Below are 24940 nucleotides of genomic sequence, written 5' to 3' on the forward strand. Positions count from 1 at the left end.
CGGGGTGTTCCCGGCTCGCCGGGATCAACGGGAAAGTGGCGGCCGGGGTCACGCCGTTGGAGGGAACGGAATCGAACCTGGCCCCCGGCAGCGGTGCCGCACCCGGGCGGTGGCGGGGGGTGAAGGGTGTCGGGGCGGAGCCCCCGGTTGCGGGGCCGGCCCGTGCGTTCAGGGGAGCGGCGGGGACGCCACGAGGCGATGCGCGTCGCGCGCCAGGGTCAGCGCGATCAGGTCGTGCGGGCGCGACAGGGAGCGGGACGTCAGGTGCTCCAGGCGGCGGAGCCGGTTGAAGACCGTGTTGCGGTGGCAGTACAGGCGGGTCGCCGCCCGGCCCGCGGAGCCCTCCGCCAGGAGCCACGCGTCCAGGGTGTCCAGCAGCACCGCCCGGTCCGCCGGGTCCAGCCCGAGGAGCGGCCCGAGGACCTCCTGCACCAGCTCCGCCGCCAGCTCGGGCTGGCGGACGACCAGCGCCGTCGGGAGCCGCTGCGACAGCCGGACCAGGGACCGGTCCTCCGCCCCGCAGGTGGCCAGCGCCGTCTCCGCCAGCCGCCGGGCCCGGCCCAGCTCCGCCAGCCCGCCCACCACCGGGCTGATCCCGCCGGGGCCGGGGCAGCGGTCCGCCAGCTCCGCCGCCAGCTCGTCCAGCGAGGAGGACCCGAGGGCCGCCACCGCAAGCTCCTGCTCGGCCCGCATACGCCAGAACAGCCGCATCCCGCCCGACGCCGAGACCCGGTGGACCGAGTCCCGCCGGTCCACGGGCAGGACGACCACCGCGTACCGCCCCTGCTCCGGCAGGTCCAGGCCCGCCGCGGCCCGCGCCGCCAGGCCCGGCGCCGCGTCCCCCTCCAGCAGCGCGTCGAGCAACGCCTGCACCCGCTCGTCGCTGCGCCGCCGCATCTCCAGCTCGCCCGCCCGGTACGCCTCCGCCGTCGCTGCGGCCTGCTGTTCGATCCCGGCCCACATGGCGCCCGCCGTACGCGCCAGCACCGGCAGGGCCTCCGGATCCTCCTCCGTGACGATGTCCAGCAGGGCGTCCCAGGTCAGCCGCCCCGCGCGCCGGTACGCGTAGAGCAACAGGTCCAGCGGAAGCCCCTGTTCGGCCCGCCGCCGCCCCAGCTCCTCCGCGTACGCCAGGTCCTTGCGCGCATCCGAGCGGCGCGCGGCGAAGGCCTCGATGCCGTACCGCATCGCCTCGGTCACCTGCTGCCAGTGCTCGTCGCGCGGCACCGCGAGGTCGAACAGCGGGGAGTGCTTCGCGAGATCGCCGATCAGCTGTTCCGTCAGCGCCGGGACGCGCTCCAGCAGCACCTCGGCCGCCGTCAGCAGCACCGACCACTCCGCTTCCGTGCGCGCCCTGCGTCCGCCCATGGCCGCAGAGGATGTCACCCGCCGGGCGCCCGCGTAAGGGGCCGCGTCGGCAGGTCTGTGCCGTTGCACAACCGCACCCCGGTCCCGGCTGGTCATCGGCAGCGATTCGGCTTCGGGCCGTGGACGGCCGCCCCGCCCGGTGCTGGTCTGTGCGCCAGCACAACGCCCGGACAGGGCTTGGCGGTAGGAGGGGATGTGGCCTCGCTTCAGGTACGCGGGCTGTCCGTCGGCTACGGGCCGGTACGGGCACTGCGCGACGTGTCGCTGGACGTGCCCGCGGGCGCCGTGGTCGTCGTACTCGGTGGGAACGGCGCGGGGAAGACGACCCTGCTGCGGGCGGTGTCCCGGACGCTCGCCTTCCACCGGGGCGCCGCCACTGACGGGAACATCAGCTTCGACGGCCGACCGCTGGACGGCCTGGGCCCGGACCGGGCGGTCGCCGCCGGGGTGGTGCAAGTACCGGAGGGGCGGCAGGTGTTCGCCCGGATGACGGTCGCGGACAACCTCCGGGCCGGCGCACTCGGCGCCCGGGCCGGATCCCGCGCCGACATCGCCCGCTCGCTGGCCCGCGTGCACGAGCTGTTCCCGGTCCTGGCGGGGCGGGCCGGGCAGCGGGCCGGACTGCTCTCCGGCGGCGAGCAGCAGATGCTTGCCCTGGGCCGGGCCCTGATGGCCCGGCCCCGGCTGCTGCTCCTGGACGAGCCCTCGCTGGGCCTGGCCCCGAAGATGGCCGCGACCATCGCCGAGACGGTCCAGGAGATCAACGCCTCGGGCACCTCGGTCCTGCTGGTGGAACAGAACGCGGCCCTCGCGCTGCGGCTGGCCTCGTACGCGTACGTCCTGGAGGTCGGCGAGGTCACCCTCTCGGGCCCGGCCGCCGAACTGGCCGCCTCGGACGAGGTCCGCCGCCGCTACCTCGGCCTCACGGGCGAGGACACCCCGGCCCCGCGGACGACCCGCACCCTGGACCGGTGGTCCGCATGACCCACGCTTCCGGCCCCCACCCTCCTGGCCCTCCCGGCCCCAACCCCTCTGGCCCTCCCGGCCCCCGCACCCCGGCCCCGCTCGCCCCGGGCGACGCGCGCCCCGCTGCCGCCCCTCCGGACGCCGCCGACCCGGGCGTCCCCGCCCTCACCGTCAGCGACGTCACCGTCCGCTTCGCCGGGCTGACCGCGCTCGACGGGGTCTCCTTCACAGTCGAGCCCGGCAGCGTGCACGCCGTCATCGGACCCAACGGCGCGGGCAAGTCCACCTGCTTCAACGTGCTCTCCGGCGTCTACCGGGCCGCCTCCGGCAGTGTCCGCTTCGGCGCCACCGAGCTCACCGGCCTCGCCCCGCACGAGGTCGCCGCCCTCGGCATCGCCCGGACTTTCCAGAACCTGGCCCTGCCCCCGCACACCACGGTCGCCGACAGCCTGCTCCTCGGCCGCCACCGGCTCATGCGGTCCGGCTTCCTCGCCACCGGGCTGCGGCTGCCGGCCGCCGCCCGCGAGGACCGCCGCCACCGCGAACGGGTCCGCGAGATCGCCGCCTTCGTCGGTCTGGAGGCCGACCTGGCCGCCCCCGCGGGCTCCCTCCCGTACGGCAAACAGAAACTCGTCGAGCTGGCCCGGGCCCTGTGCATGGAGCCCCGGCTGCTGCTCCTGGACGAACCCGTCGCCGGGATGACCGCGGACGAACGCCGGCGCACCGCCGCCGTCGTAGCGGGCGTCCGGGACGGCCTCGGCATATCGATCGTGCTGGTCGAACACGACATGGGGGTGGTGATGCGGCTCGCGGACGCGGTGACCGTACTCGACTTCGGAAGACGGATCGGCGGCGGGACCCCCGCCCAGGTGCAGAACGACCCTGCGGTCGTACGCGCCTATCTCGGCGAGGAGGACCCGGCTGCATGACCACCTTCCTCGAACTCCTGCTCGGCGGGCTCTCCATGGGCTCCGTCTACGCGCTCATCGCCCTCGGCTTCGTGGTCATCTTCAAGGCCACCGAGGTCGTCAACTTCGCCCACGCCTCCCTCCTCCTCGCCGGCGGGTACGTCACCGCCGTCCTCCACGACGACATCGGCTTCTGGCCCACCCTGGCCGTCGGCATCGGCGCGGCCGCCGCGGTCGGCGCGGGGGTCGAGTTCCTTGTGATGCGCCGCTACCGGGGCCAGGACCACAGCGTGCTGGCCATCGTCACCATCGGCGTGGACATCCTGATCACCACCGACCTCACCCGTCGCATCGGTACGGACGTCCTCGCGCTCGGCGACCCGTGGGGCGACGCGGTGGTCCACCTCGGCCCGGTCACCCTCCCGCAGACCCGCATCGCCGCCTTCGTCGCCGCCGCCCTCATGATCGGCGCGTTCCTGCTGGTCTTCCGGTACACCGCCTGGGGCGTGGCCATGCGCGCCGCCGCCGAGAAGCCGGAGACCGCCGCGCTGATGGGCGTACGGCTGGGCCGGGTCTCCCTGGCCGCGTGGGCGGTCGCCGGATCCCTGGCCGCCGTGGCGGCCCTCTTCCTCACCGTCTTCCCCACCCCCGGCCTGGAACGGGCCACCTCCCTGGCCGCCCTGAAGGCCTTCCCCGCGGCGATCCTCGGCGGCCTCGACTCCACCACCGGAGCCCTGGCGGGCGGCCTGATCGTGGGCGTCACCGAAGCCATGGCCACCGGCTACCAGAGCCAGCTGACCTTCCTCGGCCGCGGCATCGGCGACCTCGCCCCCTACCTGGTCATGGTCGTGGTGCTGCTGCTGCGCCCGGCGGGCCTCTTCGGCACGAAGGAGCTCGCCCGTGTCTGACGTGATCCCCGGGGCCGCCCCGGCCCCCGCCGCCCCCGCCGGGACCGGTCCGGCGCCCCGGCGCGGCAGCGGGCCCGGCCGCGTCCGCTACGCCCTCTGGGCCGCGGCCGGGATCGTCCTGCTCGCCCTGCCCTTCTACCTCGACCGGTTCTGGCTCCAGGCCGGGCTCTTCGCCATCGCCGCCGGGATCGGCGCCATCGGGCTCAACCTGCTCACCGGCGCCACCGGGCAGCTGTCCATGGGGCACGCCTTCTTCCTCGCCGTCGGCGCGTACGGGTACTGCGCGCTGGCCGGGGACGGCGGGCGCGCCGGCGGCCACGAGCTCGTCGGCCTGGGCCTGCCCAGCTGGCTCGCGGCCCTCCTCGCCGTCGCCCTCGCGGGCGCCGCCGGGGGGCTGTTCAGCCCGATCGCCGGCCGGCTGCGCGGCGCGTACCTGGGCATCGCCACGCTCGCGCTGATCTTCATCGGCCAGCACGTCCTGTTCAACGCCACCTCCCTCACCGGCGGCTTCAACGGCCGGGCCGTCGAACCCCTCTCCCTCCTCGGGATCACCTTCGACGACACCGAGACCGTGATCGCCGCCGTCCCCTTCCAGTCCGCCGAGAAGCTCTGGTACGTGGCCCTGGCCGCCCTCCTGGCCTGCGCCCTGTTCGCCCGGGGCATCCTGCGCGGGCGCCCCGGCCGCGCCCTGAACGCCATCCGCGACCACAACATCGCCGCCGGGGTGATGGGCGTCCCCGTGGCCCGCTACCGGGCTGCCGTCTTCGTCCTGTCCTCCATGTACGCGGGGCTGGCCGGGGTCCTGCTGGCCCTGGTCTTCCAGCGCACCGTGCCCGACTACTTCGGCATGGTCCTGTCCCTCGAGTACCTCGCCATGATCGTGATCGGCGGCCTGGGCACGGTCGCCGGTGCGGTCATCGGGGCCGCCTTCGTCTCCCTGCTGCCCCAGCTGCTCACCCGCTACAGCGACGCCCTCCCGCTCGTGTCCGCCCCCGGAACCGGCGGGATCGCCCCGGGCGAGGCCTCGCGCTACCTGTACGGCGCGGCCGTCGTCGCCGTCGTCCTGTTCCTCCCCGGCGGTCTGGCCCGGATCGCCGCCACCCCGTCCGCACGTTCCGCACGTCCCCCGAAGGAGCCAGCGTGAAGAGACCCAGCCCGAACAGAGCACGGTGCGCCGCGGCGTCCCTGGCGGCCGCGCTCGTCCTCACCGGCGCCGCCGGGTGCAGCGGCAAGGCGGGAAGCGGCACCCAGGACAAGCAGGCCGAGGGGGGAGTCAAGACCGGTACGGGGGTCAGCGACACCGCCATCCAGCTCGGCGCCCTGACCGACATGACCGGGGTCTACGCCTCGCTGGGCAAGAGCGTCACCCAGGCCCAGCAGCTCTGGATCAAGCAGGCCAACGCCGCGGGCGGCATCTGCGGCCGGCAGCTGGAGCTGAAGATCCGCGACCACGGCTACGACCCGCAGAAGGCCCTGGCCGCCTACACCGAGCTGGAGCCCGAGGTGCTGGGCTTCGCCCAGTTCATCGGCTCCCCGTTCGTCGCCGCGGCCAAGGACCGCATCGACGGGCAGCACAAGGCCCTGGTCATCCCGCAGGCCTGGTCGGCCTCGCTGCTGGGCAGCCCGTACATCCGCACGGTGGGCGCCACGTACGACATCGAGACGGTCAACGCCATCGGCTACCTCCTCGACCAGAAGCGCATCGCCTCCGGGGACAAGATCGGGCACGTGTACTTCGAGGGCGACTACGGCGAGAACGCCCTGGCCGGCGCCAAGCACGCGGCCAAGGAGGCCGGGCTGAGCATCGTCGAGCAGAAGATCAAACCCACCGACAACGACATGTCCGCGCAGGTGGCGGCACTCAAGCAGGCCGGGGTCAAGGCCGTGGTGATCAGCGCCGGACCCAAGCAGGCGGCCTCGCTCGTCGGGGTGGCCGCCGCGGGCGGCTGGAACGTCCCGGTGGTCGGCAACAACTCCGCCTTCGCCCCCCAGCTGCTCGCCACCCCGGCGGGCGCGGCCCTGCAGAAGGACTACTACGTGGCCGCGTCCACCCTGCCGATCGGCGACGCCGCCCCCGGCCCGACGGCCCTCGCAGCGGCCTACAAGGCGGAGTACCCGGGCGCGGGCCTCGACAACGGCGTGGTGGCCGGGTACTCGGCCGCCGCGGTCTACGGGGAGGCGCTGAAGAAGGCCTGCGCCGACAAGGACCTCACCCGCGAGGGCCTCGGCAAGGCGCTGCTGAGCCTGAAGTCCTACGACAGCGGCTTCGGGATCACGCACGACTTCTCCGACCCGAAGGCCCCCTCCACCCGGCAGAGCGTGATCATGAAGCCGGACGAGCAGGCCCCGGGCGGCCTGAAGGTGGTCAAGGAGGCCGCGGTGGCCCCGGCGGCGCAGAACTTCACTCCTGCGGGCTGATCGATTTCCAGCCCCTCCGGCGTTTGAGGAGCGGGGTCCGGGGCCGGAGCCCCGGGGGCGCTTGCGCGGCGGCGCCGCACACGACGAGAGGGCCCCGGATGCCAGTGGCATCCGGGGCCCTCTCATACGTACCGAGCTCAGCGCAGCGTCGTGGCGCGAGCCTCACGGCGGTTGTGCCGGAAGGTGTTCGCCCGGCGCGTCGTCGCGAACAGCGGGATGGTCGCGGCCAGCGCGATCTGCAGCGCACAACCCGTCTGGAGGAGCAGCTGACCGCCCGGGGCGTCGAAGGCCCAGGCCGCAAGCAGACCCATCGCCCCGACGATCCAGCTGAGCATGGCCACCGCGAGGACACCCCGCGGCTTGGGGTACTCGACCCGGCTCACCATCAGCCAGGCCACCCCGATGATCGCCAGCAGCGTCGGGATGAACGGCAGCTCCAGCAGGACGACCGAGACGACCGTCAGCGCGCCGAAGGGGCTCGGCATGCCCTGGAACATGCCGTCCTTCATCGTCACGCAGCTGAATCTGGCGAGCCTGAGCACCACGGCGAGCAGCACCACGATCGCGGCCAGCGCCGACATCTTCTGGTGCGCGTCGTCGGCGACCATGCCGTAGACGAGCACGAAGTACGCAGGAGCCAGTCCGAAGCTGATCAGGTCGGACAGGTTGTCCAGCTCGGCGCCCATCGGCGAGCTGCGCAGCTTGCGGGCCACGATGCCGTCGAAGAGGTCGAAGACCGCCGCGAGCAGCATCAGTATCACCGCGGTGGCCGCGCTGTGCCGGGCCATGCCCGACTCGCCGCTGCCGGTGAGGTGCGGGATGAGGATTCCGGTGGTGGTGAAGTACACCGCCATGAATCCGCAGGTGGCGTTACCGAGCGTGAGGGTGTCCGCTATCGACAGCCGCAGCGAGAGCGGCATGTCGTCCTCGGCGGACTCCTCCTCGGCGGACTCGGGCACCCAGCCGGCGGCAGGAGTCTCGGGGTCAGTCACGGTCAATTCGGGTCACCCCCGCGGTGGTGGCCTGACCGACCTCGACCGCGACCTCGACGCCCTCGGGGAGGTAGATGTCGACGCGGGAGCCGAAGCGGATCAGACCGATGCGTTCGCCCTGCTCCACCTTGGTGCCGGCCGGCAGGTACGGGACGATGCGGCGTGCGACGGCGCCGGCGATCTGCACCATCTCGATGTCACCGAGCTCGGTGTCGAAGTGCCAGACAACGCGCTCGTTGTTCTCGCTCTCCTTGTTGAACGCCGGGACGAACCCGCCGGGGGCGTGCTCCACGGACGTCACCGTGCCCGCGAGGGGCGCGCGGTTGACGTGGACGTTCAGCGGGCTCATGAAGATCGCGACCCGGGTCCGCCCGTCCTTCCACGGCATGATGCTCTGCACCACACCGTCGGCGGGCGAGATGACACGGCCCTGAGCGATCTCACGCTCGGGGTCGCGGAAGAACCACAGCATGCCCGCCGCGAGCGCGGTGGCGGGCACGGCCGCCGCGGCCCAGCGCCCGGACTTGCGCGCCCGGGTGAGGCTGAGCGCCGCGGTGGCGACGGTCGGCAGAAGCCACGGCGATGCTCCGCGTGCGAGACGTCCGTTGAGGAAGCCGACGCGAGGTGCAGAGGTTTGGCTGTGGGGCATGGATGACCTTCGTAGCGGGTGATTGCCGCGCCGCAAACGGGGGGACGGGACGGCGGCTTTACTGGAATGCTATCGGTTGCGCGCAACAACTGGGCAAGCCAGAAGCCGAGTCGATGGCCGTCGGCCAGTGACTGCTAGTGATCCCGTCGCGACGAACCTGTGGATGATTCGCCGCAAAAGGTACTTTCAGCCCTGGAGGCGGTACTCCTCGAGCAGGCGTCGCCCGATGATCATTTTCTGAATCTCGGCGGTACCTTCACCGATCAGCAGCATCGGGGCCTCCCGGTAGAGACGCTCGATCTCGTACTCCTTCGAGAAGCCGTAGCCGCCGTGGATCCGGAACGCGTCTTCCACTACCTCCTTGCAGTACTCGGAGGCGAGGTACTTCGCCATCCCTGCTTCGAGGTCGTTTCGTTCCCCGGAGTCCTTTTTGCGTGCCGCATTGACCATCATCGCATGGGCGGCTTCGACCTTGGTAGCCATCTCGGCCAGCTTGAACTGGATGGCCTGGTGTTCGGCGATCGGCTTGCCGAAAGTGTGACGTTGCTGGGCATACGAGACACCCAGTTCGAAAGCACGCTGAGCGACGCCGCAGCCACGCGCCGCCACGTTGACGCGGCCGACCTCGACTCCGTCCATCATTTGGTAAAACCCTCGGCCGGTCTCCCCGCCCAGGACCCGATTGGCCGGAATGCGCAGTCCGTCCATGATGAGCTCGGTCGTGTCGACGCCCTTGTAGCCCATCTTGTCGATCTTGCCGGGGATGGTCAGGCCCGGACGGACCTCTCCGAAGCCCGGCTCCTTCTCCACGAGGAAGGTGGTCATCGACTTGTGGGGCGCGGTGCCCTCGGGGTGTCCTTCGTCACTTCGTACGAGGACGGCCACCAGGGTGGAGCTGCCGCCGTTCGTCAGCCACATCTTCTGGCCGTTCAGGACGTACTCGTCGCCGTCCTTCACCGCCTTCGAGGAGATGGCCGACACATCGGAGCCCAGCGCCGGCTCCGACATCGAGAACGCGCCGCGGACCTCGCCCAGCGCCATCCGCGGGAGGAAGTGGTCCTTCTGCTCCTGCGTGCCGTGCTGCTTGAGCATGTACGCCACGATGAAGTGGGTGTTGATGATGCCCGAGACGGACATCCAGCCGCGCGCTATCTCCTCGACGCACAGGGCGTAGGTGAGGAGCGACTCACCCAGGCCGCCGTACTCCTCCGGGATCATCAGGCCGAAGAGGCCGAGCTCCTTGAGGCCGTCGACGATGTCCTGCGGGTACTCGTCGCGGTGCTCCAGCTCGGTCGCGACCGGGATGATCTCCTTGTCGACGAACTCGCGGACGGTCTTGAGGATCTCCCGCTGGACGTCCGTGAGCCCGGCGGTCTGGGCGAGTCGGGCCATGGCTACTTCCCCTGTTCCTTCAGCGTGGGGCGGCCGGGCTGCTCGCCGCCGCGCTCCTTGATGTACGTCTCGGTCGGGACCATCACCTTGCGCCGGAAGACGCAGACGAGGGTGCCGTCCTGCTTGTAGCCCTTGGTCTCCACGTAGACGATGCCGCGGTCGTTCTTCGACTTCGACGGGGTCTTGTCGAGGACCGTGGTCTCGCCGTAGATCGTGTCGCCGTGGAAGGTCGGCGCCACGTGCCGCAGGGACTCGATCTCCAGGTTGGCGATGGCCTTCCCGGAGACGTCCGGCACCGACATGCCGAGCAGCAGCGAGTAGATGTAGTTGCCCACGACCACGTTCTTGCCGAAGTCGGTGGTGTTCTCGGCGTAGTTGCTGTCCATGTGCAGCGGGTGGTGATTCATGGTCAGCAGACAGAAGAGGTGGTCGTCGTACTCCGTGACCGTCTTCCCGGGCCAGTGCTTGTAGACCGCCCCGACCTCGAACTCTTCGTACGTGCGTCCGAACTGCATGGCCCTACGCCTCCGGGATCTCGAACTTGCTGGTGCGCTGCATGCCCGCCGCGCGCCCCTTGCCCGCGATGACCAGGGCCATCTTGCGGCTGGCCTCGTCGATCATCTCGTCGCCGAGCATCGCCGAGCCCTTCTTGCCGCCGGCCTCCGAGGTGCACCAGTCGTACGCGTCGAGGATCAGCTCGGCGTGGTCGTAGTCCTCCTGCGAGGGGGAGAAGACCTCGTTGGCCGCGTCGACCTGGCCCGGGTGCAGCACCCACTTGCCGTCGAAGCCCAGCGCCGCCGCCCGGCCGGCCACCTCGCGGTAGGCGTCCACGTCGCGGATCTGGAGGAAGGGGCCGTCGATCGCCTGGAGGTTGTGCGTACGGGCCGCCATCAGGATCCGCATCAGGATGTAGTGGTAGGCGTCCGCGCCGTAACCGGGCGGCTGCATGCCCACGACCAGCGTCTTCATGTTGATGGAGGCCATGAAGTCGGCCGGCCCGAAGATGATCGTCTCCAGTCGCGGCGAGGCGGCGGCGATCTCGTCGACGTTCACCAGGCCCTTGGCGTTCTCGATCTGCGCCTCGATGCCGATCTTGCCGACCTCGAAGCCCATGGTCTTCTCGATCTGCGTCAGCAGGAGGTCGAGGGCCACGATCTGCTGGGCGTCCTGGACCTTCGGCAGCATGATGCAGTCGAGGTTCTGGCCCGCGCCCTCCACGACCGTGATGACGTCGCGGTACGTCCAGTGCGTGGTCCAGTCGTTGACGCGCACGACCCGGGTCTTGCCCGTCCAGTCGCCGTTGTTCAGCGCGTCCACGATCGTGTGGCGGGCGCCTTCCTTGGCGAGGGGCGCGCAGGCGTCCTCCAGGTCCAGGAAGACCTGGTCGGCCGGCAGGCCCTGGGCCTTCTCCAGGAACCGCGGGTTCGAACCGGGCACCGCGAGGCAGGAGCGGCGCGGGCGGAGACGGTTCACCGGGTGGACAGGCGTGGTCATGCGGGGACCTCCGTGCTGATGAGGGGGCTGAGCTTGTTCGCTTTGCGGATCTCGTCGACGATACGGCCGATGATCTCCGTGATGCCGAAGTCCTTCGGCGTGAAGACGGCGGCGACTCCGGCCGCCTTGAGTGTCACGGCATCCGCGTTCGGAATGATGCCTCCGACGATGACGGGAATGTCACCCGCCCCCGCCGCGCGCAGGCGTTCGAGGACATCCGGGACGAGTGCGCTGTGGGATCCGGACAGGATGGACAGTCCCACGCAGTGCACGTCCTCGGCCAGTGCCGCCGAGGAGATCTCCTCGGGTGTCAGCCGGATGCCCTGGTAGACCACCTCGAAGCCCGCGTCGCGGGCCCGGACGGCGATCTGCTCGGCGCCGTTCGAGTGACCGTCCAGGCCGGGCTTGCCGACCAGCAGGCGCAGCCGGCCCGAGCCGAGCTCGTCGGCCGTACGGGACACCTTCGCGCGGACCTCGTGCATCGGGGTGCCCGGCTCGGCGGTGACGGCCACCGGGGCCGAGGAGACCCCGGTCGGCGCGCGGAACTCGCCGAACACCTCGCGCAGCGCGCTCGACCACTCGCCGGTGGTGACACCCGCACGGGCGCACTCCAGGGTGGCCTCCATCAGGTTCTCGGTGCCGGCCGCGGCCTCCTTGAGCCGCTCCAGGGCCTGCCGGGTGGTGGGGAAGACGAACGGGTCGCCGTTCCCCTGCCGGTCAGAGGACTCCTGACGTTCGGCACGCCAGCGGACGATGCGCTCGACGGTGAGCGCCTCCACCGCGGGGTCCACCGTCATGATGGCGCCGTCCAGGTCGGCGGTGAGCGGGTTCTCCTCGGTCTGCTGGAAGCAGTTGACGCCGACGATCTTGTCCTCGCCGGCCTCGATCCGGGCCCGCCGCTCGGCGTGCGAGGAGACCAGCTCGGACTTCAGGTACCCGGACTCGACGGCCGCCATGGCGCCGCCCATCTCCTGGATCCGGTCGATCTCGGCCAGGCAGTCGGCGACCAGGGAGTCGACTTTGGCCTCGATGACGTGGGATCCGGCGAAGATGTCCTCGTACTCCAGCAGGTCGCTCTCATGGGCGAGGACCTGCTGGATGCGCAGCGACCACTGCTGGTCCCAGGGCCGGGGGAGGCCCAGCGCCTCGTTCCAGGCGGGCAGCTGCACGGCGCGGGCGCGGGCGTCCTTGGACAGGGTGACCGCGAGCATCTCCAGGACGATGCGCTGGACGTTGTTCTCCGGCTGCGCCTCGGTCAGGCCGAGCGAGTTGACCTGGACGCCGTAGCGGAAGCGGCGCTGCTTGTCGTTCTCGATGCCGTAGCGCTCGCGGGTGACCTTGTCCCAGATGCGGCCGAAGGCGCGCATCTTGCACATCTCCTCGATGAAGCGGACGCCCGCGTTCACGAAGAAGGAGATACGGGCGACCACTTCGCCGAAGCGCTCCTCGGGCACCTGGCCCGAGTCGCGCACCGAGTCGAGCACGGCGATCGCGGTCGACATCGCGTACGAGATCTCCTGGACCGGGGTGGCCCCGGCCTCCTGGAGGTGGTACGAGCAGATGTTGATCGGGTTCCACTTCGGGATGTGGTTGACCGTGTACGCGATCATGTCCGTCGTCAGGCGGAGCGAGGGCCCGGGCGGGAAGACGTGCGTCCCGCGCGAGAGGTACTCCTTGACGATGTCGTTCTGGGTGGTGCCCTGGAGCTGTGAGACGTCCGCACCCTGCTCCTCGGCGGCCACCTGGTAGAGCGCCAGCAGCCACATCGCGGTGGCGTTGATCGTCATCGAGGTGTTCATCTGCTCCAGGGGTATGTCCTGGAACAGCCTCCGCATGTCGCCCAGATGGGAGACCGGGACCCCGACCCGGCCCACCTCGCCGCGGGCGAGGATGTGGTCGGGGTCGTAGCCGGTCTGCGTCGGAAGGTCGAACGCGACCGACAGGCCGGTCTGGCCCTTGGCGAGGTTGCGGCGGTACAGCTCGTTGGACGCCTCGGCCGTGGAGTGGCCGGCGTACGTCCGCATGAGCCACGGACGGTCCTTCTGGCGCTCTGTCATCTCAGGCTGTCCCTTTGGCCTTTGAGGCGTCTCAGACGTTGCGGAAGCGGTTGATGGCGTCGAGGTGCGTGGCGCGCATCTCGTGGTCGCGGACGCCCAGGCCCTCCTCGGGGGCCAGCGCGAGGACGCCGACCTTGCCCTGGTGGAGGTTGCGGTGGACGTCGTAGGCGGCCTGGCCGGTCTCCTCCAGGGAGTAGACCTTCGAGAGGGTGGGGTGGATCTTGCCCTTGGCGACCAGGCGGTTCGCCTCCCAGGCCTCGCGGTAGTTCGCGAAGTGCGAGCCGACGATCTTCTTCAGGGACATCCACAGGTAGCGGTTGTCGTACTCGTGGTTGTAGCCCGAGGTCGAGGCGCAGGTGACGATCGTGCCGCCCTTGCGGGTGACGTAGACCGAGGCGCCGAAGGTCTCGCGGCCGGGGTGCTCGAAGACGATGTCCACGTCCTCGCCACCGGTCAGCTCGCGGATGCGCTTGCCGAAGCGCTTCCACTCCTTCGGGTCCTGGGTGTGCTCGTCCTTCCAGAACTTGTAGCCCTCGGCGCTGCGGTCGATGATCGCGGTCGCGCCCATCGCGCGGCAGATGTCCGCCTTCTGCGCGCTGGAGACGACGCAGATCGGGTTGGCGCCGCCGGCCAGCGCGAACTGGGTGGCGTACGAGCCGAGTCCGCCGCTCGCGCCCCAGATCAGGACGTTGTCGCCCTGCTTCATGCCGGCGCCGTTGCGGGAGACCAGCTGGCGGTACGCGGTGGAGTTGACCAGACCCGGGGAGGCGGCCTCCTCCCAGCTGAGGTGGTCGGGCTTGGGCATCAGCTGGTTCGACTTGACGAGGGCGATCTCCGCCAGCCCGCCGAAGTTGGTCTCGAAGCCCCAGATGCGCTGCTCGGGGTCGAGCATCGTGTCGTTGTGGCCGTCCGAGGACTCCAGCTCGACCGAGAGGCAGTGCGCGACGACCTCGTCGCCGGGGTTCCAGGCGTTGACGCCGGGGCCGGTGCGCAGCACGACGCCCGCGAGGTCGGAGCCGATGATGTGGTACGGGAGGTCGTGGCGCTTGGTGAGCTCCGACAGGCGCCCGTAGCGCTCCAGGAAGCTGAAGGTGGACACCGGCTCGAAGATCGAGGTCCACACGGAGTTGTAGTTGACCGAGGAGGCCATGACGGCCACCAGGGCCTCGCCCGGGCCGAGTTCCGGCACCGGGACCTGGTCCAGGTGCAGGGACTTGCGCGGGTCCTTCTCGCGCGTCGTGAGCCCCGCGAACATCTCCGCCTCGTCCTTGTGCACGGTGATCGCGCGGTACGACTCGGGGAGCGGCAGGGCCGCGAAGTCTGCGGCGGTGGCGGACTGCGACTGAATCGCGTCCAGGATGTCCTTCACGGTAGAGCCTCCGGCTAGCGCTGATGAGGGTGCGCTGAGGTAAACGGGGGTGCGTAAAGCGTGTGTGGTGTGCCGTCGGTCCGGCTGGTGCGGTGGTGCTGGGCGACGCCCGTGGTGAGGCGTGCGGTGCCTGGTGACGCAGGCATCCGGGGCGCGTTCCGTGCCGGTAGGCGTGGGTCGCGGGGACATCCGGACGAGATTCAACGTATGGCACCCCGTGTCACCCGGCAAGGCACCGCGTGCCAAAACTTTCTCTCATTTGCCGATTGACCTGCACCGATGAGCGATGATCGATCAGAGTTACCCGTGAGTAGGGGCAAGCTGGACATACGGAAGTGGCCGCCCCCGAAACGGGGGCGGCCAGTGTGACGAGCGTCGCGTGCCCGCTGCGCTACTTGTTCTTCAGCGCCTCTTCGATGGTCCGCATGACCTCGTCCAGTGGAGCGTCCGTACGGGCCACCGCGACCAGCACCTCGCCCTCGGTGCGGACCGCCGCCGGCGCGGCGGGCGCCGTGCTCAGCGTGCGGCCCGCGCCGATCCCCGTGCCGAAGGTCTTCCGCACGATGGAGAACGCGTGGTCCAGCTGCGCCTCCACGTCCCCCTGCCCGCCCGCCCGCAGCCAGCGCCGCAGCACGTGGTTGTGGGCGGTCACCACCGCGGAGGCGGCCACCTCGGCCAGCAGCGGGTCGTCGTTGCCGTCGTGCGGCTCGTGCTCGTCGAAGTGGGCCAGCAGGTAGCGGGTGAACAGCCGCTCGTACCGGGCCACCGAGGCGATCTCCCGCTCCCGCAGCGCCGGTACCTCACGGGTCAGCCGGTAGCGCTCCACCGACACCGCCGGCGAGGCGGCGTACATCTTCATGACTTCCTTGATCCCGCGGCACACCGTGTCGAGCGGGTGCTCGTGCGCCGGGGCCACGTCCAGCACCGCCTCGGCGCGGGTCAGGGTGTCGTCGTGGTCCGGGAAGATCGCCTCTTCCTTGGACCGGAAGTGCCGGAAGAACGTCCGCCGCGCCACCCCGGCGGTCGCGGCGATCTCGTCGACCGTCGTCGCCTCGTACCCCTTGGTCGCGAACAGCTCCATGGCGGCCGCGGCGAGCTCGCGGCGCATCTTGAGCCGCTGCGCGGCCGCCCGGGTGCCGGCCGCGCTCTCCGGGGCGTCGGAGGCCGAGGAGGCGCGGGGCGAGGTCTTGGCGGGCTGGGACATAGAGCGAAAGTACTTCATTTGCGCAGGGGAGCGCGCCTGCGGGGGGTGGTGGAGGGGTGGATGCGGGGGAGAGCCCGCACTGGGCTCGGGAGGGTCAGTCCGCCGTGAGGGTCCGGCGGACCCGAGCAGCCCTCCCCACGCATCCGGCTCATGGGCCTGCCGGTCAGCGGGTGTCCCCTTACCGGCGGGCGTACTCACGGAATCCGCGGCCGGTCTTCCGGCCCAGGCAGCCCGCCGCCACCAGGTGCTCCAGCAGCGGGGAGGGAGCCAGGCCCGGGTCGCGGAACTCCTTGTGGAGCACCTTCTCGATGGCCAGCGAGACATCGAGGCCGACGACGTCGAGGAGCTCGAAGGGCCCCATCGGGTAGCCGCCGCCCAGCTTCATCGCCGCGTCGATGTCGTCGAGGCTGGCGTAGTGCTGCTCGACCATCTTCACGGCGTTGTTCAGGTACGGGAACAGCAGCGCGTTCACGATGAACCCGGCCCGGTCCCCGCAGTCCACCGGGTGCTTGCGCACCTTGACGCAGATGTCGCGGACCGTGGCGTGCACGTCGTCGGCCGTCAGCACCGTGCGGACCACCTCGACCAGCTTCATCGCCGGGGCGGGGTTGAAGAAGTGCATGCCGATCACGTCCTGCGGACGCGACGTCACCCGGGCGACCGCGATCACCGGCAGCGAGGAGGTGGTCGTGGCCAGCACCGCGCCGGGCTTGCAGACCTTGTCCAGGGCCGCGAAGAGCTCCTGCTTGACCGCCAGGTCCTCGGCGACCGCCTCCACGGCCAGGTCCACCTCGGCGAAGGCGTCCAGCGAACCGGCCGGGGTGATCCGGCCCAGGGTCTGCGCGGCCGCCTCCTCGGTGAGCCGCCCCTTGGCCACCGCACGGCCGAGGGACTTCCCGATCGCGGCCTTCGCCGCCTCGGCCTTCTCCGCGCTGCGGGCGGCCAGCACCACCGCGAACCCGGACTGCGCGAAGACCTGCGCGATCCCGCTCGCCATGGTGCCCGAGCCGGCCACGCCGACCGTGCTGACGGGACGGCCCCCGCCGGTCAGGCCCCCGTCCGGCGGGGTCTGTGCGTCACGGACCACCGCGGAGCTGCCCGGGGCCTCGTAGGTGTAGAAGCCGCGCCCCGCCTTCTGCCCGGTCAGGCCGGCCTCGGCGAGGTGGCCCAGGATCGGGGCCGGAGCGTGCAGCCGGTCGCCGGAGGAGGTGTACATGGCCTCCAGGACGGTACGGGCGGTGTCCACGCCGATCAGGTCGAGCAGCGCGAGCGGGCCCATGGGCAGACCGCAGCCCAGCCGCATCGCCGCGTCGATGTCCTCGCGGGAGGCGTACTTGGACTCGTACATCGCGGCGGCCTGGTTGAGGTAGCCGAAGAGGAGTCCGTCGGCGACGAAGCCGGGACGGTCGCCGACCGCGACCGGCTCCTTGCCGAGCGCGCGGGCCAGCTCGGTGACCGCCTCGACGGCCGGCGGGGCGGTGAGGACCGAGGAGACCACCTCGACCAGCTTCATCGCCGGGGCCGGGTTGAAGAAGTGCAGGCCCAGCACGCGCTCGGGGCGCTGGGACTCGGCGGCGAGCCGGGTCACCGAGAGCGCGTTGGTGCCGGTCGCCAGGATCGTGTCGGGCCGGACGATCGCGTCGAGCTCGCGGAACACCTGCTGCTTGAGCTCGTACGACTCGGGGACGACCTCGATCACGAGATCGGCCTCCGCGGCGGCGGCCAGGTCGCCGAAGGTGCGGAAGCGGGCGAGCACGTCCGCCCGCTCCTGCTCGCTGAGGCGCTCCCTGGTGACGGAACGCGCGGTGGCGGCGGCGAGGGAGGCCGCGGCCCGGCGGGCGGCGGTCTCGCTGACGTCGATGCCGATCACCTCGTGACCGGCCCGGGCGAGGACCTCGGCGATGCCGGTGCCCATGGTGCCGAGGCCGACGACGGCGATGGTCTGGAGGGTGGGGTGACTGGACGGACGGTCCATCGAGGGACTCCAGTGGAAGAGGGTGACGACTGAGGGGGCGCGCGGCGCACAGCGCGCGCTGATGCCGTACGGAGAACCGTGCGGGGGAATCCCCTGGGGCGAAGGCCCGGAGGGGCGGAACGGAGCGGTCCTGTCCCGGGACCACGCCGGCGAATACGAACCGACCGGCACGAGGCGGCTGCGTCACCAGGCCGCCCTCGTACGTGTTGAAGCGACAGTAACCCGTCGGTAACTGGCGCGCCAGAGTGCGGAGATGTGACCTGTACCGCCCAAATGTACCGATCATCGATCATCGATCATCAGCCGTTACGCCGGGCCCGCGGCAGCGCTAGGGTGGCGCGCGTGAACGACGTGCTGGAGCGCCTGCGGGCGGAAGCCACCGGTTCGCCGGAGTACCCGGAGTACGAGTCGCTGCTCGCGGCCGGCCCCGACGCCCTGGCCGCCTCCCTGACCTCGGCCGGACTGCCCCTGTGGGCCCGCGAACTGGCCGCGTACCGGCTGGGGCTGGCGGGGGACCGCCGCGCCTTCGAGTCCCTGGTGCTGCTGCTCAACCACCGGGACCCGCCGCGCTGCGCGGCCGCCGCCGAGGCCCTCGCCGTCCTGGGCGACCCGCGCACCGCCCGCGCGGCGGCCGCCCTCGCCACCAACGGCCTGCGCACGGCCTACGCCCTCCAGCCGGTCCGGCTGCTCACCGCCCTGCGGGCGCCCGAGTCGGCCCCGGCCCTGATCGCCACCCTGTCCCGGCTGCTGTCCCCGCACGATCCGTACTGGCGGGTCGCGCTCGCCTGCGTCGAGGGCCTGGGCGCCCTCGCCGACCCGCGCGCCCGCGAGGTCCTGACCCGCGCCCAGTCCCACCCCCGCCTGGCGGTGGCGGCGACGAACGCGCTGCGCGGTCTCCCTCCCGGCTGACGAACGCGCTGCGCGCTCTCCCTCCCGGCCAGGGGCTGTCCTGCCGATCAGGCCGGGACGACGGCGAAGGCCTCCACCTCCAGCAGGAGCTCGGGGCGGAACAGGGCCGAGACCTGGACCGCCGAGGAGGCCGGCAGGCGGTCCGCGGGGATGACCGCGTTGCGGGCGGCCCGAATCGCCGGGAGGTGGGCCACGTCCGTGACGAAGTACGTCAGCTTCACGACGTCGTCGAATCCGGCCCCCGCCGCCGCCAGGCACCGGCGCAGGTTCTCGAACACCTGTCGGGCCTGGGCGGCGGCGTCGCCCTCGCCGACCACCTCGCCCTTCTCGTCGAACGCGCACTGACCGGAGACGGCGACGAACCGCCCGGTGCCCCAGACGACATGGCTGTATCCGGTACCGGGACTGACGCCCTCCGGGGCGTGGACGCGGGTGAGGTGGCTGTGCTCAGGAGTGGTGGTCATGGGCACGATCGTGCCCGGTGAAGATCAGCCGCGGAAGCCCAGCAGGCCGTGCAGGGCCGCGCCGCCCGCCGAGGGCGTCGCCGCGCGGGTGGCCGCCGTCGGCTTCGGGGCCGCCTGCGCGGGGCAGGTGGCGTCCGCGGCCTGCCCGGTCCTCAGGTACGCCGCGACCTTCTCGTCCAGGCACTTGTTGCCGCTCAGCGCGATGCCGTGGTTGCCGCCGCCCTCCTCGACGACCAGCGCCGCGCCCTTCAGCTTCTCCCGCATGCTGAGCGCGCCCGCGAACGGCGTCGCCGCGTCCTCCGTCGCCTGGAGCAGCAGGGCGGGCGGCAGGGCGGCGTTGGTCACGTCGGGGGCCCGCAGCGGCTCGGTCGGCCAGAACGCGCACGGCGCGTTGTACCAGGCGTTGTTCCAGGTCATGAACGGGGCCTTGGCGTGCGTGCGCCACATGTCCGTCCGCCACTGGTTCCAGTCCCTCGGCCAGGCCGAGTCCCGGCACTGCACCGCCGTGTACACGCTGTAGCTGTTGCCCGCCGCGGGCTCCACAGCGCCGAACCGCTCGTACGCGGCCACCAGCGGCTTCGGGTCCCCCTTCAGCGCGTACGCCGAAAAGGCCTCGGCGAGGTTCGGCCAGTAGCCGTTGAAGTAGCCGCCCGGCATGAAGGTGTCCTCCAGCTCGGAGGGGCCCACCTTGCCGCCGGCGGGGGTTGCGCGCAGCGCGTCCCGCATCGCGTACCAGAGCGCCTCGACCCGCGCCGGATCCGTGCCGAGCCGGTACGTGCCGTCGTACTGGGCCACCCAGGCCAGGAAGGCCTTGTGGCGGGCGTCGAAGGCCTGGTCCTGCGCGAGGTTGTCCTGGTACCAGACCCCGCCCGGGTCGACCACCGAGTCCAGGACGAGCCGGCGCACCCGGTCGGGGTGGAGCTTGGCGTACACCGCGCCCAGGTAGGTCCCGTACGAGTAGCCGAAGTAGCTGATCTTCTCGGCGCCCAGCGCGGTGCGCACCCTCTCGATGTCGCGGGCGGCGGAGACCGTTCCGATGTGCGGGAGCACGTCCGCGTGCGCGTTCCGGCAGGACTCGGCGAAGGAGCGCACCCGCTCCAGGTTGGCCCGCTCGGTCGCCGCGTCGCGCGGTACCGAGTCCGGGCGTACGGGGGTGAAGTGGCCGGCCCCGCAGGCCAGGGCCGGCTCGCTCTTGCCCACGCCCCGCGGGTCGAAGCCGATCACGTCGTACTGGGCGGCCACGTCCTTGGGCAGGGCGGAGGCGATGAACCCGGCGAGGGTGCGGCCGCTGCCGCCCGGGCCGCCGGGGTTGACCAGCAGCGGGCCCTGGGAGGTGGCGGCGGTGTGCGGGACCCGGGTGAGGGCGAGGGAGATCTGCCGTCCTGCGGGCAGGGCGTGGTCGAGGGGGACCTTGAGGGAGGCGCACTGCAGCGTCGGGTAGCGGGGGGTCGCGCAGTCGGTCCAGCGCAGGGACGCCTTCGAGGGCGCGGGGGCGGCCGGTGCGGCCGGCGCGGCCGTGACCGGGCTCGCGAGTGCGGCGGCGACGGTGGAGATCGAGAGCAGGACAGCGGCGCGCTTCTTCAAGGGGTGCAGCATGAGGCCTCCCAGCCGAGGGTTCTGGGCGGAATCGTCCCGGAAACCGCGTCCGGAAAGCGGTATTGGGACCTTCAATGGCCCGATGTGATGAGTTTTCAGGGGCTGCCGTGGGTCACAGCAGGGTGAGCTGGGTGGGCGGAGCCGGCACGGGCTCCGCGGGCCGCTCGGGGGTGAGGACGCGGCGGGCCGCTCCGCGCCCGCTCGGGCCGATGCCGAATGCGGCCGCCAGCTCGTGCACTTGGCGGGTGATCTGCCGCTGGTACCAGGTGGGCGCGTACGAGCCGCCCGCGTACATCCGCTCGTACCGTCCGACGAGGTGCGGGCGGTGCTCACCCAGCCAGGCCATGAACCACTCGCGCGCCCCCGGCCGCAGATGGAGTACCAGGGGTGTCACCGAGGTGGCACCGGACTCGGCGACGGCGCGGACCGTGTCCCGCAGCTGCTCCGGCGCGTCCCCGAGGAAGGGGATGACCGGCGCCATCAGCACCCCGCACTCCAGGCCTGCGTCGGTCAGGGTCCGTACGGCGGCCAGCCGGGCGGCGGGGGAGGGCGTACCGGGTTCGACGGTCCGCCACAGCTCGTGGTCGGTGAAGCCGACGGAGACGGAGATCCCGACCTCAGTGACCTCCGCTGCCTGCCGGAGGAGGGGGAGGTCGCGCAGGATCAGGGTGCCCTTGGTGAGGATCGAGAAGGGGTTGGCGCGGTCCCGCAGCGCCTCGATGATCCCGGGCATCAGCCGGTAGCGGCCCTCGGCGCGCTGGTAGCAGTCGACGTTGGTGCCCATGGCGACGTGCGCGCCGGTCCAGCGGCGCGCGCCGAGCTCGCGGCGCAGCACCTCGGGGGCGTTGGTCTTGACGACGATCTGCGAGTCGAAGCCGATGCCGGTGTCCAGGTCGAGGTAGCTGTGCGTGTTGCGCGCGAAGCAGTACACGCAGGCGTGGCTGCAGCCGCGGTAGGGGTTGACGGTCCATTCGAACGGCATGCGCGAGGCCCCCGGCACCCGGTTGAGGACCGAGCGCGCCCGCACCTCGTGGAAGGTGATCCCGCGGAACTCCGGGGTGTCGAAGGTCCGCGTGACGACGGCGTCGGCCCCGAAGAGCGCGGTCGGGCCCGTGGGCCGTTCGGTCAGGTTGTCCCAGCGCATGAGCGCCTCCCTCGGTAGCTGTCGCCGAGAATAGAACAAACGTTCCCATGATCGTGCGGCCCGGGGAAATCGCCGGACACGCCGCCGACGGCCGTCCGCCGTCACCTCCGACCCGGATTTGGGCGCCCGGCCCGGAGGTGGTTGGCTTCGCCGTGACGAGCGATCACAACTGCTGGAGGAACAGCTATGGCGCAGGTCGAGGCCACCACGGAGCGGATCATCGCGGCCGACGCGGAGACCGTGTTCGACGCGCTGGCGGACTACACCGGGACCCGGGGGAAGCTCCTGCCCGAGCACTTCAGCGAGTACGAGGTGCGCGAGGGCGGCGACGGCGAGGGCACCCTCGTCCACTGGAAGCTCCAGGCCACCAGCAAGCGCGTGCGCGACTGCCTGCTCGAGGTCACCGAGCCCACCGACGGACAGCTGGTGGAGAAGGACCGCAACTCCACCATGGTCACCACCTGGGTCGTCACCCCGGCCGGCGAGGGCAAGTCCAAGGCCGTCGTCACCACCGTGTGGAACGGCGCCGGCGGCATCGGCGGCTTCTTCGAGCGCACCTTCGCGCCCAAGGGCCTCGGCCGGATCTACGACACCCTGCTGGCCAACCTGGCGGGCGAAGTCGAGGGCTGAGGACGGGCGGTGCCCGGCCGCTGACGGGTGGGGCCCGCGCGAGCAGCGGGGGCTCACCGGTTCGGGTGGATTTCCCGGCGGCGCCCCCGCCGCCGGAGGCCGGGCGTGGCCCCCGGGCCGACAGCGGCCCCGGCGGCTAGGGTGGGCCTTCTGCGCGTGCCGTCCGCGTCGCCCGAGGCGGACCGCGCGCACCGAAACGCGTGCGCCGGCCACGTGCACCGAACGCGAGCAACCGACCGCCCGGGGGCCCGATGAAGATCCTCATCTCCGCCGACATGGAAGGCGCCACGGGCGTCACCTGGCCCGCCGACGTGCTGCCCGGGACGCCGCAGTGGGAGCGCTGCCGGCCGATGTTCACCTCCGACGTCAACGCCGCCGTCCTCGGCTTCTACGACGGCGGCGCCGACCAGGTCCTCGTCAACGAGGCCCACTGGACCATGCGCAACCTGCTGCTGGAGCGGCTCGACGCACGCGTCGAGATGCTCACCGGCCGCCACAAGTCCCTCTCCATGGTCGAGGGCGTCCAGCACGGCGACGTGGACGGCGTCGCCTTCGTCGGCTACCACACCGGAGCCGGCACCGAAGGGGTCCTCGCCCACACCTACCTCGCCAACTCCATCACCGGGGTCTGGGTCAACGGGGTCCGCGCCAGCGAGGGACTGCTCAACGCGCACGTCGTCGCCGAGTACGGGGTCCCGGTCGTCCTGGTCACCGGCGACGACCTGACCTGCGTGGACGCCGCCGGCTACGCGCCGGACGCGGTGACCGTCGCGGTCAAGGACCACGTCTCGCGGTACGCCGCCGTCTGCCGCACCCCGGCCCGTACCGCCGCCGACATCCGGGCCGCCGCCAAGGAGGCAACGGCGCTCGCGGTACGCCGCGATCCCGTGCTCGGCGGCCCCTACACCGTGGAGCTGGAGTTCGACGCCGAGCACCTGGCGATGGCCGCCACCGTGGTCCCGGGCGCCGAGCGGTGCGCGGAGCGCAGGGTCGCGTACAGCAGCGGGACGATGTACGAGGGGATCCGGACCTTCAAGGCGGTCACGACCGTCGTCTCGGCCGCCGTGGAGGAGCAGTATGGCTGACATGCCCGCCGTCACCGCCGAGGCCGTCGGCCCGTCCTCGGCCCCCGCCACGGTCCCCGCCCCCGCCCCCGAGCCCCCGCAGGCCGTCGCCGTGGACGAGACCGCGCTCGCCGAAGCCGTCGAGTTCACCTCGGGCCTCATCCGTATCGACACCACCAACCGGGGCGGCGGCGACTGCCGGGAGCGCCCCGCAGCCGAGTACGTCGCCGAGCGGCTCGCCGCCGCCGGCCTGGAGCCGGTCCTGCTGGAGCGCACCCCGGGCCGGACCAATGTGGTGGCCCGGGTCGAGGGCACCGACCGCGGGGCCGAGGCCCTCCTGGTCCACGGCCACCTCGACGTCGTCCCGGCCGAGGCCGCCGACTGGAGCGTCGACCCCTTCTCCGGCGAGGTGCGCGACGGCGTGGTCTGGGGCCGCGGCGCCGTCGACATGAAGAACATGGACGCGATGGTCCTGGCCGTCGTACGGGCCTGGGCCCGGGCCGGGGTGAAGCCGCGCCGGGACATCGTGATCGCCTACACGGCCGACGAGGAGGACAGCGCCGTCGACGGCTCCGGCTTCCTCGCCGACCACCACCCCGGCCTCTTCGAGGGCTGCACGGAGGGCATCAGCGAGTCCGGGGCCTTCACCGTGCACACCGGTACGGGGCCCGCCCTCTACCCGATCGCCGCCGGTGAACGCGGCACCGCCTGGCTGAAGTTGACGGCGAACGGCACCGCGGGCCACGGCTCCAAGCCCAACCGCGCCAACGCCGTGAGCCGGCTCGCGGCCGCCGTCGCCCGCATCGGCGAGTACCGGTGGCCCGTCCGCCTCACCGACACCGTCACCGCCTGCATCACCGAACTCGCAGCGATCCAGGGCCTGTCGGTGGACCCGCGCAGCCCCGGCTTCGACCTCGACGCGGTCCTCGCCGGGCTCGGCCCGGCCGCCGCCCTGGTGGAGGCGACCGTACGCAACAGCGCCAACCCGACCATGCTCAGCGCCGGTTACAAGCTCAACGTCATCCCCGGGGAGGCCGCCGGCTACGTCGACGGGCGGATGCTGCCCGGCGGCGAGGCCGAGTTCATCGCCACCCTCGACGAACTCACCGGACCCGACGTGCGCTGGGAGTTCCACCACCGGGAAACGGCGCTCGAAGCCCCGGTGGACGGGCGCACGTACGGGATCCTGCGGGAGTCCGTCGAACGCTTCGACCCCGACGGGCGCGTGGTGCCGTTCTGCATGGCGGGCGGCACCGATGCCAAGCAGTTCTCCCGCCTCGGCATCAGCGGTTACGGGTTCTCCCCCCTGAAGCTCCCGCCGGGCTTCGACTACTGGTCCCTCTTCCACGGGGTGGACGAGCGGGTCCCCGTCGAAGCCCTCCACTTCGGGGTCCGGGTCCTCGACCACGCGCTGCGGACTCTGTGAGGGGAAC

Annotated in this window: 22 protein-coding genes; 9 read left to right on the forward strand and 13 right to left on the reverse strand. The window is 71.8% G+C overall.

The genetic code is table 11. The features are described from left to right. Nucleotides 1-168: 168 nt before the first annotated feature. The gene (locus tag AB0D94_RS24340) at nucleotides 169-1368 is read right to left on the reverse strand and encodes a helix-turn-helix domain-containing protein (protein ID WP_362055459.1); all 1200 of its coding nucleotides are present in this window, start codon (nucleotides 1366-1368) and stop codon (nucleotides 169-171) included. 195 nt (nucleotides 1369-1563) lie between these two features. Here AB0D94_RS24340 and AB0D94_RS24345 point away from each other — a divergent pair, with 195 nt between their 5' ends. Genes AB0D94_RS24345 through AB0D94_RS24365 form a run of 5 tightly spaced genes read left to right on the forward strand, consistent with a single transcriptional unit; the run spans nucleotide 1564 to nucleotide 6568 of the window. Then, the gene (locus AB0D94_RS24345) at nucleotides 1564-2352 is read left to right on the forward strand and encodes an ABC transporter ATP-binding protein (protein ID WP_362055461.1); all 789 of its coding nucleotides are present in this window, start codon (nucleotides 1564-1566) and stop codon (nucleotides 2350-2352) included. Further along, entirely contained in the window at nucleotides 2349-3263 is a 915-nt protein-coding gene (locus AB0D94_RS24350; protein ID WP_362055463.1) for an ABC transporter ATP-binding protein, read from the forward strand. Before AB0D94_RS24345 ends, AB0D94_RS24350 begins: the two co-directional genes overlap by 4 nt. Further along, nucleotides 3260-4150 carry a branched-chain amino acid ABC transporter permease gene (locus AB0D94_RS24355; protein ID WP_362055465.1) on the forward strand — a complete coding sequence of 297 codons (891 nt, stop codon included), beginning with the start codon at nucleotides 3260-3262 and terminating at the stop codon, nucleotides 4148-4150. Before AB0D94_RS24350 ends, AB0D94_RS24355 begins: the two co-directional genes overlap by 4 nt. After that, nucleotides 4143-5294: a branched-chain amino acid ABC transporter permease gene (locus AB0D94_RS24360; RefSeq protein ID WP_362055467.1), complete on the forward strand. Its 1152-nt coding sequence runs from the start codon at nucleotides 4143-4145 to the stop codon at nucleotides 5292-5294. Before AB0D94_RS24355 ends, AB0D94_RS24360 begins: the two co-directional genes overlap by 8 nt. Further along, complete coding sequence (locus AB0D94_RS24365; RefSeq protein ID WP_362055469.1) at nucleotides 5291-6568, forward strand: ABC transporter substrate-binding protein; 1278 nt, start codon at nucleotides 5291-5293, stop codon at nucleotides 6566-6568. The genes AB0D94_RS24360 and AB0D94_RS24365 overlap by 4 nt, the downstream gene beginning before the upstream one ends. 137 nt (nucleotides 6569-6705) lie before the next feature. Here AB0D94_RS24365 and pssA read toward each other — a convergent pair whose 3' ends face one another. From pssA to AB0D94_RS24410, 9 genes are all read right to left on the reverse strand, one after another. Continuing rightward, the gene (gene pssA, locus AB0D94_RS24370; protein WP_362055581.1) at nucleotides 6706-7527 is read right to left on the reverse strand and encodes a CDP-diacylglycerol--serine O-phosphatidyltransferase; all 822 of its coding nucleotides are present in this window, start codon (nucleotides 7525-7527) and stop codon (nucleotides 6706-6708) included. Between the two features lie 25 nt (nucleotides 7528-7552). Continuing rightward, nucleotides 7553-8209, reverse strand: coding sequence for a phosphatidylserine decarboxylase (locus tag AB0D94_RS24375; protein WP_362055471.1), 657 nt, complete (start codon nucleotides 8207-8209; stop codon nucleotides 7553-7555). A gap of 186 nt (nucleotides 8210-8395) precedes the next feature. Continuing rightward, complete coding sequence (locus tag AB0D94_RS24380) at nucleotides 8396-9601, reverse strand: acyl-CoA dehydrogenase family protein (protein WP_362055474.1); 1206 nt, start codon at nucleotides 9599-9601, stop codon at nucleotides 8396-8398. Between the two features lie 2 nt (nucleotides 9602-9603). Continuing rightward, a complete protein-coding gene (locus AB0D94_RS24385; RefSeq protein WP_030010163.1) occupies nucleotides 9604-10116 on the reverse strand; it encodes a MaoC family dehydratase in 513 nt (170 codons plus the stop codon). 4 nt (nucleotides 10117-10120) lie between these two features. Beyond that, entirely contained in the window at nucleotides 10121-11095 is a 975-nt protein-coding gene (locus AB0D94_RS24390) for a CoA ester lyase (RefSeq protein ID WP_073909127.1), read from the reverse strand. Further along, nucleotides 11092-13152 (reverse strand): protein meaA, encoded by a 2061-nt coding sequence (locus AB0D94_RS24395; RefSeq protein ID WP_362055477.1) that lies wholly within the window; start codon nucleotides 13150-13152, stop codon nucleotides 11092-11094. Before AB0D94_RS24395 ends, AB0D94_RS24390 begins: the two co-directional genes overlap by 4 nt. Nucleotides 13153-13183: 31 nt before the next feature. Further along, nucleotides 13184-14521: a crotonyl-CoA carboxylase/reductase gene (ccrA, locus tag AB0D94_RS24400; protein ID WP_362055479.1), complete on the reverse strand. Its 1338-nt coding sequence runs from the start codon at nucleotides 14519-14521 to the stop codon at nucleotides 13184-13186. A gap of 391 nt (nucleotides 14522-14912) precedes the next feature. Further along, on the reverse strand, nucleotides 14913-15725 hold the full coding sequence (locus AB0D94_RS24405; protein ID WP_362055481.1) for a TetR family transcriptional regulator: 813 nt from the start codon (nucleotides 15723-15725) through the stop codon (nucleotides 14913-14915). Between the two features lie 178 nt (nucleotides 15726-15903). Next, nucleotides 15904-17700, reverse strand: coding sequence for a 3-hydroxyacyl-CoA dehydrogenase NAD-binding domain-containing protein (locus tag AB0D94_RS24410; protein ID WP_362055483.1), 1797 nt, complete (start codon nucleotides 17698-17700; stop codon nucleotides 15904-15906). Between the two features lie 342 nt (nucleotides 17701-18042). On the opposite strand from AB0D94_RS24410, the gene AB0D94_RS24415 reads away from it, so the two are divergent. Next, nucleotides 18043-18609, forward strand: a complete 567-nt coding sequence (locus AB0D94_RS24415; protein ID WP_362055485.1) for an adenylosuccinate lyase — start codon at nucleotides 18043-18045, stop codon at nucleotides 18607-18609. Between the two features lie 47 nt (nucleotides 18610-18656). On the opposite strand, the gene AB0D94_RS24420 is transcribed toward AB0D94_RS24415, so the two are convergent. The 3 genes from AB0D94_RS24420 to AB0D94_RS24430 form a co-directional block, all read right to left on the reverse strand. Next, nucleotides 18657-19073 carry a RidA family protein gene (locus tag AB0D94_RS24420; protein WP_362055487.1) on the reverse strand — a complete coding sequence of 139 codons (417 nt, stop codon included), beginning with the start codon at nucleotides 19071-19073 and terminating at the stop codon, nucleotides 18657-18659. Between the two features lie 24 nt (nucleotides 19074-19097). Next, nucleotides 19098-20669, reverse strand: a complete 1572-nt coding sequence (locus AB0D94_RS24425; RefSeq protein WP_362055489.1) for an alpha/beta hydrolase — start codon at nucleotides 20667-20669, stop codon at nucleotides 19098-19100. A gap of 112 nt (nucleotides 20670-20781) precedes the next feature. Continuing rightward, on the reverse strand, nucleotides 20782-21813 hold the full coding sequence (locus AB0D94_RS24430) for an Rv2578c family radical SAM protein (RefSeq protein ID WP_362055491.1): 1032 nt from the start codon (nucleotides 21811-21813) through the stop codon (nucleotides 20782-20784). Between the two features lie 186 nt (nucleotides 21814-21999). Here AB0D94_RS24430 and AB0D94_RS24435 point away from each other — a divergent pair, with 186 nt between their 5' ends. The 3 genes from AB0D94_RS24435 (at nucleotide 22000) to AB0D94_RS24445 (ending at nucleotide 24933) form a co-directional block, all read left to right on the forward strand. Further along, nucleotides 22000-22443 carry an SRPBCC family protein gene (locus tag AB0D94_RS24435; RefSeq protein ID WP_362055493.1) on the forward strand — a complete coding sequence of 148 codons (444 nt, stop codon included), beginning with the start codon at nucleotides 22000-22002 and terminating at the stop codon, nucleotides 22441-22443. Between the two features lie 251 nt (nucleotides 22444-22694). After that, nucleotides 22695-23528, forward strand: coding sequence for a M55 family metallopeptidase (locus AB0D94_RS24440; protein ID WP_362055495.1), 834 nt, complete (start codon nucleotides 22695-22697; stop codon nucleotides 23526-23528). Beyond that, nucleotides 23521-24933 (forward strand): M20/M25/M40 family metallo-hydrolase, encoded by a 1413-nt coding sequence (locus tag AB0D94_RS24445; protein WP_362055497.1) that lies wholly within the window; start codon nucleotides 23521-23523, stop codon nucleotides 24931-24933. The genes AB0D94_RS24440 and AB0D94_RS24445 overlap by 8 nt, the downstream gene beginning before the upstream one ends. The last annotated feature ends 7 nt before the right edge of the window (nucleotides 24934-24940 follow it).

The sequence above is a fragment of the Streptomyces sp. NPDC048255 genome (assembly GCF_040652415.1).
GTDB lineage: Bacteria > Actinomycetota > Actinomycetes > Streptomycetales > Streptomycetaceae > Streptomyces.